Consider the following 13,377-nt stretch of genomic DNA (forward strand, 5'->3'; position numbering starts at 1 on the left):
CACAACTGCTTCCTCAAAGGCTTGGCAACCGCCGGATCTTCAACACAGATATTCAACTCACTGTCGACTTCCATGCTGCGCGTATTGATGTTGGCCGACCCCAAAGTGGTGAACACGTCGTTGACGATCATCAACTTGCTGTGGATATACACATCCAGCCAGTTGCCGGGTGGTGAGTCCGGAGCGACCAGGGTGCATACCACGACCTTCAGGCCCGGAATCTCTTCGGGCAGCACGGGCTTTGCATTTTCCTGAGGAAGACTGTCCACCAATTCCTCGTAATGTTGCTGCGCCGCTTTCAGTCGAGCCTCGATGGGTTCGTAGGCCCGACTGACCCATTCGCCGTGAATATGGCCATAACCGCGGTTGAACAAGGTGGATTCGCGCTGGGCGTCGAGGACCTTCTGCCTGGCTTGAGCGACTTGTTCCTGAAGTTCATCGCGGCGCTCCAGCCGGGAGACCTCGGGGATGACATCCGGACGCCCCAGCTGCCTGAGCATCCGGTAGGTGTTGACCGTGCCATCGCCCATGCCTTCATTGGAGGAGTTGGTCACGACAAACAGATAGATCGGGCCGTGCACGGCCGTGTTTCGACCCCAGGCCACCTGGACCGCTGCAGCTTTTTTGATTTCCTCGGCCAAGGGCGGCCAACGGAAGTACTGGTTCTCCAGATACAAAAACTGCGTCGCATTCCTTACCGCTTGCAGGTAGTTCGCCTTGATGTCTTGCCGACCTTCCTGAAACTGCGTTCGCAAGACCTGCGCCATCATTCGCGGGCCGAACCCCGCCCGTGGCCTGAGCGCGCTGGCAATGGCCTTTCTCGGAGTCAGCAGATCGATACCTGTTTCATGCAACCAGGCCTGGGCGAAATTGTGGTTGAGGTACTCAAGGACCGGGCCGGTCACACGGCTGGAAATGTCCTGGCGCGGGGTTTCGCCATTGCGCCCCGTTTGTGCGTGCATCTTTGCGGCGCTGTGATCGTTCTTGTCCCAGTAGGCATCCAGCATGTTATGCCCCATGACAAAGCCGACGGCGGTATCGGGCGTTTCGTAATCGACGAGCACCATCTTCTGATGGTGTGTCGGGATCATGGACATCGCACCGGCGGTGGCCGCTTTGTTGAATCTCGAACGCTGGCCGTCTGCGCTGTTCAACGCAACCTGCCAGGCAATTTCCACGCGGTCCGTCAGGTTCAGGTCCCGCGCGACGAACTCGATGTTCTCGAACGCTTCCTTGCCAAAGCTGAAGGCCTTGGCCAGCCAATCGCCCCTCGCGCGGGAGAGGGCCCCCAGTGGCGTATGGCTTTCGAACCAGGAGCGTCGCTTGACGTCGGTCTTCGTCGCCCGGCGATACCATTCCCAGTCGAACTCGCGCTGGGCATCGTTGCGGCCACCTGACATGAACGAGGCCAGGTTGCGGCCCGGTGTCATGTTTTCAGCGAATGCCGCCGTCAGGTGCAGACTATCGGACCAGCACAATATGCGTACCTTGACACCTTTAGCCGCCACCATGCCCAGCAGTTGGCCGATGCACAGTGAACTGCTGTCCCCGCGCTTGAAGTACATCGATGGCTGAAAGCCCCAGCAGATGATTTCCACGTTGCTTTTGGCCGCCAGGATGGCGTCATAGACCGCGCCGAATGCGCGCTCGCCGTTAACCAGCGGCTCGAAGGTAGCGGGTACCGGGTCGTATTCGGTGCGCTGCACGAACCACGGCAGGTTGAGTTGGCAGGAGTTGGTTTTGCTGGTGGCGATCGGGACGATGATCGTGGGAGTGGCCATCTTCAAGCCTCCGATTTTTTTTTTGGGGGGGGGAAGTAGGGTATTGGCCGCCCGCAAGCCCGAACCGGGCAGCCATTGTGCTGAAGCGAATCTGTCAATCGAGGTCCAAGGCAGGCAAAACAGTCCGGGGAGCCGAACGTTTATGACGGCAGGCAACGGTCACAAGTCGGCGCATTCCTGAAAAGGTGTAGGTCGAGTCCTGACATGGCGTAGTACCCGTCCGAGAGACTAAACCTCAACGAGGTTACGAACCGGCAAATACACCGACATTCGAAGCTGCTGGTGCGGATAGAGTTTCAGCGAGGCAGGATTCGCAATGAGCTGTTGATACCGGGTCGATGAAACGCCAACCTTGAACCTCAGCACCCCGAAGTAAACGGTAAACACAATACCTGTGGGAGCGGGCTTGCTCGCGAAAGCGGTATGTCATTGACATTGACGTCGACTGACACGACGCCTTCGCGAGCAAGCCCGCTCCCACAGGGTTAATCAGTGTTCAGGTAATTCCATCAGTGTGTCAGGCCTCATCCCGATCGTTGATCCTCTATCCAAGCGCATCAATCCGGTCCAGCGCCTGGTTCACCGCCAGCTCCCCCAACAGGATGACTTGCGCGATGCCCAGCAGGGTATTGCGACTTGTCCCTTCCGTTCGATCCGCCAGATCCATGGTCATGACGTTGGCCGATGCCAGTGACTCGCAGGCATGGGCCAGCAGGGTTGCGGTATCGAGTTCCGGGTTGACGATGAACATCGTGCTGAGTTTGCGCGGGGTGGCCATGATATTGGCGGCAGAGGGGATGGGGTCGGATGGGGATGTCGGATCAGTGTCCGGCGGATTCGGTGTCACTTTGAACATATTTGCAAACTCCTGAATGGAGCCGCTACCACCTTGCTACTAAACGAGGGGTGGCGGCTGTACGCAGGTTAGTAGACCGGGGAGTCAGCATTTACCGGCGCGCCGAAGCGCCCTGCGCACAGCCACCATCAAATGCAGGCATATGAATACCTGACTGAAGGGAACGCTATGCACCTTACCAACAACCACGGGCTACTAAACCCGATCACTGACAATCAGTGACGCGGAGCAAGTTACCGAGCGGCCCCAAGGCGCACAAGCCGGCGGATTCTGGGGTATGTGTAGGCAACGACGCAAGGCGCTGTGGCTTTCACGAAGTAACCTTGAGGGCTTTTACACGAGCAGGGTTTGCGCTCTGGTGTAGCGCTCGATACGAACGGTTTAACCCTGTCAAAAAGCAGCTGCGGCATTGGGGCGCCGACAAGATAGTGAACGGTCCTACAGGTTAGGTGCGCCAACACCCGGAAGCATCCTACGCACCCAGCAGAAGCATCCGTGGAACCTCTTCGATGAAACGCCGACGTTGAACCTCAGCACACCGAAGTAACCAGGTCGTACGCAATACCTGTGGGAGCGGGCTTGCTCGCGAAAGCGGTATGTCATTGACATTGATGTCGACTGACACGACGCCTTCGCGAGCAAGCCCGCTCCCACAGGGTTATTCGGTGTTCATGAAAATTCATCAGGCATACCGCTTGCGATACTCCCCCGGCGCAATGCCGAAGCGCGACTTGAACGCGGTGGAGAAGTAGCTCGAATCGGAAAACCCCCACGAATACCCCAGCACCGACAACTTCTGCTCCTTGCCCGATTGGCGCAGGGATTCGGCGCACAGGTCCAGGCGACGGTTCTTGATGTAGCGCGCCACCACCAGTCCCTTCTTGGCAAACATTCGGTACAGGCCACGGGTGGACATGCCGACTTCCCGCGCCAGCCATTCCGGGCACAGGTCTTCGGAGCGAATGTTTTCGTCGATGCAGGTGAGCGTCTTGCGGAAGATCCGCTCATGGGCATCGGTGCAGTCGTCGGCCTGGCTGATCGCCGGGCGCAGCAGGCTGACGATCGCCTCCAGGGTCGCTTCGCTTTCCTGGCGGGTCAGGTGCTGCTGGCGGGTGGCGTCGAGGATCAGCCGGTGCGAGAGCATGGCGATGGGCGAGGTCGCGGCAATCCGGTGGCCGCACTTGACCGGGTTGAAGCGCAGGGTTTGCTCGACCAGTTGATACGGCAGGATCAGCGACAACTGCCGGGAGTTTTCGCCGTAGGTGAAATCGCTGGGGCGCGAGGCATCGATCAGCGTGATATCGCCGGGGGACAGCAAGACCTTGTCGTCGCCCTGGGCCATGCCCGCCGTGCCGTCGAGCTGGAACACCGCGAAGTACTTGCCGCCCTCACCCGCCGCGACTTCCTGGGGCGTACGGTACAAACGCGCCTGGCACACGTCGACGAAACTGAGTTTGAGCGCATCGCTCTGGTATTCGCGGATGCGCCCGGCAAATTCGCTGCCCAGGGGTTGTGCGTTGAAGGCGCCACAGATCTGGTTGATCTGATGGATCCACTGGTCGAACCCATCCTGGCGCTGTGCTGTTGTAGAAATCATGTCAGGCCTCACGCAGGCTTATTTTTATTGTCTACGTCAATCCACACGACACCGGATGCTTCAAGTCTCCTGAACCGCACCACTCCCTGAACAATGACGTGCTACTTCAGTCCGCCAAAACGCCGATAGAAGCTTTCACCGACATCCGGCAACGGGCCGTCGGCCGTTTCCAGTGCAGCGTTCAGCCATTCTTCGGCCTTGGCGTAGATCAAACGGTAAATGTTGCGGCACAACTGGCGGGCGGCGCGGCCTTCCCAGTCGCCGGGCAGCAACTCGTCCGGCAGTTGCGGGTCGCGCAGCAGCAGCTTGCGGTACTCGTGAATCAACAGCACCCGCGCCAGGAAGCAGTCGGCCGGTTGCAGGTTTTCCTGCTCGCGCAGGGCTTGCCACAACGGCCGGAACAACTGGATGAACTCGCTGTAATGCGCGGCCAGCTCCTCGATGTTCCAGCTCTCGCGTACCTGCAGGCGCAGGGCCTTGGAGGCCAGGACGTCCTGGGCGGTGGTTTCGAAGACGATGGTGTCCTCCTGGGCGCCGAGGTCGAGCAGGGTCGCGTTGACGTCGGACCGGTCGCTGCGCGGACAGGCCAGCACCACCGGCGAAATCGCGCCGAAGCCTTGCCATTCCAGTTCCTCGCGCACCTGTTTGCGTTTGTCCTGGGTCAGTTGCGAGAGCATCACCAGGCACCAGGAACCATCCCAGGCCGGCATCGTGGTGCTGTAGACCCGCTTGAAGGCCTTGTCGAAACGGCGACGACCGGTGCCGGTCAGGCTGTAGTAACTGCGGCGACCGACTTTCTCGGCGGTCAGCCAGCCTTCCTTGGTCAGGCGAAAAATCGAGGTGCGGATCAGCCGTTCGTTGATGCCGATGGGTTCGAGCAACTGAATCAGGCTGCCCAGCCACACGGTGCCGCCATGGGGTTCGATGGCATCCCCGTACAACGTGATGATCAAGGAACTGGCGCGGATCGGCGTCTGCTCCTGGAAGCGGGTAATCAGGTGGTTCAAGGGAGTCAGGGACGACATGGGCGTTCCGTGCAAAAAAAGAAAAGGAATATACCGAAACTCCGTAGGAGCTGCCGAAGGCTGCGATCTTTTGATCTTGATTGTTCAAAAAAACAAAATCAAAAGATCGCAGCCTTCGGCAGCTCCTACACAGGGGGATCAGCTGCTTTTCGGTCGAAGGCCACTGTCACTGATACGCGGGCGATCCGGTTCCGGTTCGCTCAGTGGCTCGCACACCTGCATCTGCTCGAGGCAACGCTGGGCCAGCTGCTGATACTCCCGGGTGCCGGCCTGCTTCCACGCCACTTCCTGATCGCTGAGGCTGCGCTTGATGCTGGCCGGTGCGCCCATGACCAACGACTGTTCCGGGCATTCGAAGCCGGCCTTGACGAACGCCGCCGCCGACACGAATGAACGCGGGCCGATCCGGGCGTTGTCCATCACCACCGCATTCATGCCCACCAGCGCATCGGCGCCGATCCGGCACCCGTGCAGCACCGCGCCGTGGCCGATGTGGCCGTTGCGCTCCACCACCGTGTCGCTGTCGGGGAAACCGTGCATCACGCAGGTGTCCTGCAGGTTGGCGCCCTCCTCCAGCACGATCCGCCCGAAGTCCCCGCGCAGGCTGGCCAACGGCCCCACATAGCAATGCGGGCCGATGATCACATCGCCGATCAATACGGCAGACGGGTGCACATAAGCGCTCGGGTCAACCACCGGAGTCAGGCCATCAAGGCTGTAGCAGGTCATGGCAGGTTCCTTCGCAAAGCGATGCAAATAATGGCCTATTTTGTATCACATCACTTTTACCAGCACAAAGACTAAAAACCGTATCACTTGAAACTCACCTTTCCGACGAAAACCAATGTGCCCCTAAAAACGCTACAAAGCCCAATGAACTCAGGGGAAAACCCATTATCAGCGCCCCTTCAACAGAAAGACATAAAATCGAAAACCACACAATTAGGACACATTAAATCAATTTTATTATTGCATTTGCGTATCACGTTGTAGCTATACTTGGGCAAAACCGGCCCCCGAGGCCGATCCAATAACGAGCCGGCACCACGCCGAGCGTGCACCCTGAGGGCATCCGCCATGCCTCTGACCCTTGCCGTCGAATTGATCGAGCCTGGCGTCCGCCTGATTACCCTGCAGCGCCCGCAAGCCCTGAACGCCTTGACCACCGAGTTGCTGGGCGAACTGGCCGCTGAACTGAACGCCGCGCAAGCCGACCCCGACACCCGCGCCGTGGTCCTCACCGGCAGCCGCAAGGCCTTCGCCGCCGGCGCCGACATCAAGGAAATGGCCGAACGCAACCTGGTCGGCATCCTCGACGACCCGCGCCAGGCCTCGTGGCAAACCATCACCCGTTTCAGCAAACCGCTGATCGCCGCGGTCAACGGCTTCGCCCTCGGCGGTGGCTGCGAATTGGCGATGCACGCCGACATCATCATTGCCGGGGAAGACGCGCGCTTCGGCCAGCCGGAAATCAACCTCGGGATCATGCCCGGCGCCGGAGGCACCCAACGTTTGTTGCGCGCCGTCGGCAAATCCATGGCCATGCAGATAGTCCTCACGGGTGAACCGATCGACGCCCGCCAGGCACAGCGCGCCGGCCTGGTCAGCGAAGTGACTCAACCGGAGTTCACCGTCGACCGCGCCCTGCACATCGCCCGCGGCATTGCCGCCAAGGCGCCACTGGCGGTGCGCCTGGCCAAGGAAGCGCTGCTCAAGGCCATGGACACCGACCTGGCCAGCGGCCTGCGCTTCGAGCGCCACGCCTTCACCGTGCTGGCCGGCACCCGCGACCGCGACGAAGGCATTGCGGCCTTCCAGGAAAAACGCGCGCCGACCTTCACCGGCCAGTAATCCAACGAATTCGAACGACTGCCAAGAGAACGCCCAGACCATGAACTTCGAACACATCCTGTTTTCCATCGACGCCGGCGTCGCCCTGCTCAGCCTCAACCGGCCAGACCAGCTCAACAGCTTCAACACCCAGATGCATGGCGAAGTGAAGGAAGCGCTCAAACAAGTGCGGCAGAACCCGGACGTGCGCGTTTTACTGCTGACCGGTGAAGGTCGCGGCTTCTGCGCCGGGCAGGACCTGAGCGACCGCAATGTCGCGCCGGGCAGCGCCGTGCCGGACCTGGGCGAATCCATCGAGAAGTTCTACAACCCGCTGATCCGCCAGTTGCGCGACCTGCCGCTGCCGGTGATCTGTGCGGTCAACGGCGTCGCCGCCGGCGCCGGCGCCAACATCCCGCTGGCCTGCGACCTGGTGCTGGCGGCGCGTTCGGCCAGTTTCATCCAGGCGTTCTGCAAGATCGGCCTGATTCCCGATTCCGGTGGCACCTGGACCTTGCCACGCCTGGTCGGCATGGCCCGAGCCAAAGCCCTGGCCTTGCTTGGCAATCGCCTGAGCGCCGAACAGGCCGAGCAATGGGGCCTGATCTACCAGTGCGTGGACGACGCCGACCTGCGCGACGAAGCGCTGAAACTGGCCCGCCACCTCGCCACTCAACCCACCTACGGCCTGGCGCTGATCAAACGCAGCCTCAACGCCAGCCTGAGCAACAGCTTCGACGAACAGTTGGAACTGGAGCGCGACCTGCAACGCCTGGCCGGGCGCAGCGAGGATTATCGCGAAGGCGTCGGCGCCTTCATGGAAAAACGCACCCCAAGCTTCAAGGGACGCTGAGTCATGACCGCATTGAACACCTCTGCACGCATCGCCGTGATCGGCGCCGGGGCCATGGGCGCCGGCATCGCCCAGGTCGCGGCCCAAGCCGGCCATCCGGTGTTGCTGCTGGACAACCGTCCCGGCGCGGCGGCGCAGGCCATCGAAGGCATCGATCGACAACTGGGCAAACGGGTCGAAAGCGGCAAGCTGTCCGCCGAGTCACGCAGCGCAACCATTGCCCGCCTGCAAGCGGTGGAAGCCATCGATGCCCTGGCCGATTGCGAGCTGATCATCGAAGCCATCGTCGAGAACCTCGAGGTCAAGCGTGCACTTTTCCGCCAGCTCGAAGGCATCTGCGGCGAACACTGCATTCTCGCCAGCAACACCTCGTCGCTGTCGATCACCAGCATCGCCGCGCAGCTTGCACATCCGGAGCGCCTGCTCGGCCTGCACTTCTTCAACCCGGCGCCGGTCATGGCGTTGGTGGAAATTGTTTCCGGCCTGGCCAGCGATCCGGCATTGGCTGAATGTCTCTACGACACCGCCAAGGCCTGGGGCAAAAAACCGGTGCATACCCGCTCCACGCCGGGCTTCATCGTCAACCGCGTGGCCCGGCCGTTCTATGCCGAAAGCCTGCGGATGCTGCAGGAAGGCGCGGCCGACTGCCCAACCCTGGATGCGTTGATGCGCGAAGCCGGCGGCTTTGCCATGGGCGCGTTCGAGCTGACCGATCTGATCGGCCACGACGTCAACTACGCCGTGACCTGCTCGGTGTTCGACGCTTATTACCAGGACACGCGCTTCCTGCCGTCGCTGATCCAGAAAGAACTGGTGGACGGCGGCCGTCTGGGACGCAAGAGCGGCCAGGGTTTCTACCGCTACGCCCAAGGCGCGGAACGCCCGCAAGCCGCTGAAATCAGCAGCGATGCGATAGTCGAGGTCTGTGCCGTGGAGGGCAACCTCGGTATAGCACAAGGCTTGCTCGCACGCTTGCGTGAACAAGGCGTCGAGATCGTCCAGCGCGATGGTCAAGGTTTGCTGCGGGTCGGTGACGCCGTGCTGGCCTTGAGCGATGGGCGCATGGCCTGTCAGCGGGCTCGTGAAGACGGGCTGCGCAACCTGATCCTGCTGGATCTGGCGTTCGATTACGGCAATGCCAAACGCATCGCCATCAGCCATGCGGCTGGCATCGATCCGCAGGCCCTCAAACAAGGCGTGGCCCTGCTGCAACGGGCCGGCCTCAAGGTCAGCCTGCTCAGCGACAGCCCGGCCCTCGCCGTCCTGCGTACCGTGGCGATGCTCGCCAACGAAGCCGCCGATGCCCTGCTGCAGGGCGTCGCGTCGGCTGCCGACATCGATCTGGCGATGCGCGCCGGGGTCAATTATCCACAGGGGCCGCTGGCCTGGGCCGATGCCATTGGCCTGTCGCACGTTCTGAACGTGCTGGAAAACCTGCAAGCCAGTTATGGCGAAGAACGCTACCGGCCGTCGCTGCTGCTGCGCCGTCGCGTCGCCGAAGGGAGAACATTCCATGACTAACCATGAAGCCATGACCCTGGCCAGTGAATGTGCACAATCGCTGTTCCAGCGCGACGCCGCCAGCCAGGCCATGGGCATGCGCCTGCTCTCGGCCGGCCCCGGTTGCGCGCGAGTGGGCATGACCGTGCGCGCCGACATGGTCCAGGGCCACGGCACCTGCCACGGCGGCTACCTGTTCGCCCTCGCCGATTCGGCGTTCGCCTTTGCCTGCAACAGCTACAACGAGGCCACCGTGGCCATCGGTTGCAGCATCGACTACATCGCCCCGGCCCGTCTGGGTGACACGCTCAATGCCGACTGCATCGAGCAGAGCCGTTCCGGGCGCACTGGCAACTACGACGTACGCATCGAAAACCAGCAGGGCCAGTTGATCGCCCTGTTCCATGGCAAATCCTACAAAGTGCGCGGCCCGGTGCTGACGCAGGAGAACCCGAATGAATGACGCCCTGATCATCGACGCCGTCCGCACCCCGATAGGCCGCTACGCCGGGGTCCTGAGCAGCGTGCGCGCCGACGACCTCGGTGCGGTGCCGCTGCGCGAACTGCTGCGCCGCCACCCGCAAGTCGACTGGAACACGGTCGACGACGTGATCTACGGCTGCGCCAACCAGGCCGGCGAAGACAACCGCAACGTTGCGCGCATGTCGGCGCTGCTGGCCGGGTTGCCGGTCAGCGTGCCCGGCACCACGCTCAATAGGCTGTGTGGCTCAGGGCTGGACGCGGTGGGCACGGCTGCCCGGGCGATTCGCAGCGGCGAAACCGGGTTGATGCTGGTCGGCGGTGTCGAATCGATGTCCCGCGCACCGCTGGTGATGGGCAAGGCCGAGCAGGCGTTTTCCCGTTCGGCGGAAATCTTCGACACTACCATCGGCTGGCGTTTCGTCAATCCGCTGATGAAAAAGGCCTATGGCATCGACTCCATGCCGGAAACCGCGGAGAACGTCGCCGAACAGTTCAACATCTCCCGGGCCGACCAGGACGCCTTCGCCCTGCGCAGCCAGCAGCGTGCAGCGACCGCCCAGGCCAACGGGCGCCTGGCGAAGGAAATCGTCGCCGTGGAAATCCCGCAGCGCAAAGGCCCGGCCAAAGTGGTCGAGCACGACGAACATCCACGGGGCGACACCACGCTCGAACAGCTTGCCAAACTGGGCACGCCGTTCCGCGAAGGCGGCAGCATCACCGCCGGCAACGCTTCCGGGGTCAACGACGGCGCCTGCGCGCTGCTGCTGGCCAGTCCGCAAGTCGCCAAGCGCCACGGCCTGACCGCCCGCGGCCGGGTCGTGGCCATGGCCACTGCCGGCGTCGAACCACGGATCATGGGCATCGGCCCGGTGCCGGCCACACGCAAGGTGCTGGAAGTGGCCAACCTGAGCCTGGCCGACATGGACGTGATCGAACTCAACGAAGCGTTTGCCGCACAGGGTCTGGCGGTGCTGCGCGAGCTTGGCCTGAGCGACACCGATCCACGGGTCAATCCCAACGGCGGCGCCATCGCCCTCGGCCACCCGTTGGGTATGAGCGGCGCGCGACTGGTGACCACCGCCCTGCATGAGCTTGAGGAACGGAACGGCCGCTACGCCCTGTGCACCATGTGCATCGGCGTCGGCCAAGGGATCGCGCTGATCATCGAGCGTCTATCCCACTAAAGAATCGCGATTCCCGAGGAGCCGAGAGGTATCCTTGGGGCATGCACTCAAAGCCCTTGTGCAAAAGGGCTGGAACACAAAAACAATTCGAGTGAACACATGAACATGCCAATTGCCCAAGCCGTGCTGAACCCTGTGCTGGACCCGCTGGAAACCGCCAGCATCGACGAGCTGCGCCAGCATCAGCTCGAGCGCCTGCGCTGGAGCCTGAACCACGCCTACAACAACGTGCCGCTGTACCGTCAGCGTTTCGATGCGCTGGGCGTGCACCCGGACGACATCAAGTCCCTCGACGACCTGGCGAAATTCCCTTTCACCACCAAGTCCGACCTGCGCGACAACTACCCCTACGGCATGTTTGCCGTGCCGATGAACGACATCGTGCGCCTGCACGCGTCCAGCGGCACCACCGGCAAACCGACCGTGGTCGGCTACACCCAGAACGACATCGACACCTGGGCCAACGTGGTGGCCCGCTCGATCCGCGCCGCCGGTGGCCGCCGTGGCGACAAGGTGCACATTTCCTATGGCTACGGCCTGTTCACCGGCGGCCTCGGCGCGCACTACGGCGCCGAACGCCTGGGTTGCACGGTGATCCCGATGTCCGGCGGCCAGACCGAAAAACAAGTGCAACTGATCAAGGATTTCCAGCCGGACATCATCATGGTCACGCCGTCGTACATGCTCAACATCGCCGACGAAATCGAGCGCCAGGGCATCGACCCGCACAAACTGGCCCTGCGCCTGGGCATCTTCGGCGCCGAGCCGTGGACCGCCGAACTGCGCAGCGCCATCGAAGCGCGCCTGGGCATCACCGCCCTGGACATCTACGGCCTGTCGGAAATCATGGGGCCGGGCGTCGCCATGGAATGCGCCGAAACCAAGGACGGCCCAACCATCTGGGAAGACCATTTCTACCCGGAAATCATCGACCCGATCACCGGCGAAGTACTGCCGGACGGCCAGATGGGCGAACTGGTGTTCACCTCCCTGAGCAAAGAAGCCCTGCCGATGATCCGCTACCGCACCCGCGACCTGACGCGCCTGCTGCCGGGTACGGCGCGACCGATGCGCCGCATCGACAAAATCACCGGACGCAGCGACGACATGCTGATCATCCGCGGGGTCAACGTGTTTCCGACACAGATCGAGGAACAGGTACTCAAAGTCAAACAACTCGCCGAGTGCTACGAGATCCATCTGTATCGCAATGGCAACCTGGACAGCGTTGATGTGCATGTCGAGCTCAAGGCTGAGCACCAGCACCTGAGCGATGAACAGCAGAAGGCTGTTTGCGGGGAACTGAGCAAACACATCAAGACGTATATCGGGATCAGTTCGCGGGTTGTTTTGCAGCCTTTCCATTCGATCAAGCGATCCGAGGGCAAGGCTTGCCACGTGTTGGATAAACGTCCGAAAGCATGACTGCTGCACCCTTTATGGCCCCGCTTATTGCGGGGCTTTTTTTTGGCCGGGCTTTACCGACTCTGGAGTCGAGCCCTATTCCTGTGGGAGCGAGCCTGCTCGCGAAGGCGGCTTGACTGCCAGCCTGTCTTTTGTTGATTGCGTACATATCCGTTTCTTCGGTAACGGCCTCCTATGGTTCCGCTCTTACAGCGGGTCACTTGGAAAAGCCTGTAGGAGCGAGCTTGCTCGCGATGGAGGTCAACGATGATGCGGGAAGCCTGGCACCCCGCGGTGCTCTCAGGTTTTTCGCGAGCAAGCTCGCTCCTACAGAGCCCGCCGCCATCGGCCATCCATGGCCGGGGGCGGCTAACCCGGCCTCCATGCCGGGTTGCCCACTGCGCAGAACCTGCGCTCGGCCTCACGAGGGGGCGTACACCGCAACAGCGTCCGAGGCGGCCTACCGGCCGGCCTGGTTCTGATGCAAGCGCATTCCCCTGTAGGAGCTGTCGAGTGCAACGAGGCTGCGATCTTTTGGAGGTGATACAGCCACAAAATTCCAGTCGGCTGTCGGGCCGCCTTCGCGAGCAGGCTCGCTCCCACAGGCATTCGGTACATCTGCAAGATTTCGATCGGCTGGCAGGCCGCCTTCGCGAGCAGGCTCGCTCCCACAGAAGAGCAAAGGCAGGTCGGCGTACACAAACGCTCCCCACCACTCAACAGGCCGAGCGTTAGCTCGCCTGCAGCTCTTGATCTTGATCCACCCGCCCCCTCGGCAGGCTGAGCAGAGGTGTTCATCCGGGGATGGGCGCGCAGCGCCGTTCGACGCAGTCGAACTCATTGCATGTAGGTCGAAGCGAAGCC

General features: G+C 61.9%; 11 protein-coding genes. 6 read left to right on the forward strand and 5 right to left on the reverse strand.

The features are described 5' to 3' along the window. From AC07YV_RS26075 to paaY, 5 genes are all read right to left on the reverse strand, one after another. Nucleotides 1–1,937, reverse strand: a 1,937-nt coding sequence (locus AC07YV_RS26075) for a phospholipase D-like domain-containing protein (protein WP_494990367.1), incomplete at its 3' end; no start/stop codon positions are given. A gap of 388 nt (nucleotides 1,938–2,325) precedes the next feature. Then, a complete protein-coding gene (locus AC07YV_RS26080) occupies nucleotides 2,326–2,637 on the reverse strand; it encodes a DUF6124 family protein (protein ID WP_102702672.1) in 312 nt (103 codons plus the stop codon). Nucleotides 2,638–3,319: 682 nt separating this feature from the next. Next, on the reverse strand, nucleotides 3,320–4,234 hold the full coding sequence (feaR, locus tag AC07YV_RS26085) for a transcriptional regulator FeaR (RefSeq protein ID WP_102702673.1): 915 nt from the start codon (nucleotides 4,232–4,234) through the stop codon (nucleotides 3,320–3,322). A gap of 101 nt (nucleotides 4,235–4,335) precedes the next feature. Next, entirely contained in the window at nucleotides 4,336–5,259 is a 924-nt protein-coding gene (gene paaX, locus AC07YV_RS26090; protein ID WP_007972019.1) for a phenylacetic acid degradation operon negative regulatory protein PaaX, read from the reverse strand. Nucleotides 5,260–5,397: 138 nt separating this feature from the next. Next, entirely contained in the window at nucleotides 5,398–5,988 is a 591-nt protein-coding gene (paaY, locus tag AC07YV_RS26095; RefSeq protein ID WP_102702674.1) for a phenylacetic acid degradation protein PaaY, read from the reverse strand. 348 nt (nucleotides 5,989–6,336) lie between these two features. On the opposite strand from paaY, the gene paaF reads away from it, so the two are divergent. The 6 genes from paaF (at nucleotide 6,337) to paaK (ending at nucleotide 12,534) form a co-directional block, all read left to right on the forward strand. After that, the gene (gene paaF / locus AC07YV_RS26100; protein ID WP_102702675.1) at nucleotides 6,337–7,110 is read left to right on the forward strand and encodes a 2,3-dehydroadipyl-CoA hydratase PaaF; all 774 of its coding nucleotides are present in this window, start codon (nucleotides 6,337–6,339) and stop codon (nucleotides 7,108–7,110) included. Nucleotides 7,111–7,150: 40 nt separating this feature from the next. After that, nucleotides 7,151–7,942, forward strand: a complete 792-nt coding sequence (gene paaG / locus AC07YV_RS26105) for a 2-(1,2-epoxy-1,2-dihydrophenyl)acetyl-CoA isomerase PaaG (RefSeq protein ID WP_007972022.1) — start codon at nucleotides 7,151–7,153, stop codon at nucleotides 7,940–7,942. A gap of 3 nt (nucleotides 7,943–7,945) precedes the next feature. Beyond that, nucleotides 7,946–9,463: a 3-hydroxyacyl-CoA dehydrogenase PaaH gene (gene paaH, locus AC07YV_RS26110; RefSeq protein WP_102702676.1), complete on the forward strand. Its 1,518-nt coding sequence runs from the start codon at nucleotides 7,946–7,948 to the stop codon at nucleotides 9,461–9,463. After that, complete coding sequence (paaI, locus tag AC07YV_RS26115; RefSeq protein ID WP_102702677.1) at nucleotides 9,456–9,905, forward strand: hydroxyphenylacetyl-CoA thioesterase PaaI; 450 nt, start codon at nucleotides 9,456–9,458, stop codon at nucleotides 9,903–9,905. The genes paaH and paaI overlap by 8 nt, the downstream gene beginning before the upstream one ends. Beyond that, on the forward strand, nucleotides 9,898–11,109 hold the full coding sequence (gene pcaF, locus AC07YV_RS26120) for a 3-oxoadipyl-CoA thiolase (RefSeq protein WP_102702678.1): 1,212 nt from the start codon (nucleotides 9,898–9,900) through the stop codon (nucleotides 11,107–11,109). The genes paaI and pcaF overlap by 8 nt, the downstream gene beginning before the upstream one ends. Nucleotides 11,110–11,208: 99 nt before the next feature. Then, a complete protein-coding gene (gene paaK, locus AC07YV_RS26125) occupies nucleotides 11,209–12,534 on the forward strand; it encodes a phenylacetate--CoA ligase PaaK (RefSeq protein WP_102702679.1) in 1,326 nt (441 codons plus the stop codon). The last annotated feature ends 843 nt before the right edge of the window (nucleotides 12,535–13,377 follow it).

The organism is Pseudomonas sp. GW456-E7, from assembly GCF_059424105.1.

Excerpts from the sequence above, each read along its gene's own strand:
- AC07YV_RS26080 (WP_102702672.1), bottom strand. The coding sequence starts at position 2,637 with ATGTTCAAAGTGACACCGAATCCGCCGGACACTGATCCGACATCCCCA.
- feaR (WP_102702673.1), bottom strand. The coding sequence starts at position 4,234 with ATGATTTCTACAACAGCACAGCGCCAGGATGGGTTCGACCAGTGGATC.
- paaX (WP_007972019.1), bottom strand. The coding sequence starts at position 5,259 with ATGTCGTCCCTGACTCCCTTGAACCACCTGATTACCCGCTTCCAGGAG.
- paaY (WP_102702674.1), bottom strand. The coding sequence starts at position 5,988 with ATGACCTGCTACAGCCTTGATGGCCTGACTCCGGTGGTTGACCCGAGC.
- paaF (WP_102702675.1), top strand. The coding sequence starts at position 6,337 with ATGCCTCTGACCCTTGCCGTCGAATTGATCGAGCCTGGCGTCCGCCTG.
- paaG (WP_007972022.1), top strand. The coding sequence starts at position 7,151 with ATGAACTTCGAACACATCCTGTTTTCCATCGACGCCGGCGTCGCCCTG.
- paaH (WP_102702676.1), top strand. The coding sequence starts at position 7,946 with ATGACCGCATTGAACACCTCTGCACGCATCGCCGTGATCGGCGCCGGG.
- paaI (WP_102702677.1), top strand. The coding sequence starts at position 9,456 with ATGACTAACCATGAAGCCATGACCCTGGCCAGTGAATGTGCACAATCG.
- pcaF (WP_102702678.1), top strand. The coding sequence starts at position 9,898 with ATGAATGACGCCCTGATCATCGACGCCGTCCGCACCCCGATAGGCCGC.
- paaK (WP_102702679.1), top strand. The coding sequence starts at position 11,209 with ATGAACATGCCAATTGCCCAAGCCGTGCTGAACCCTGTGCTGGACCCG.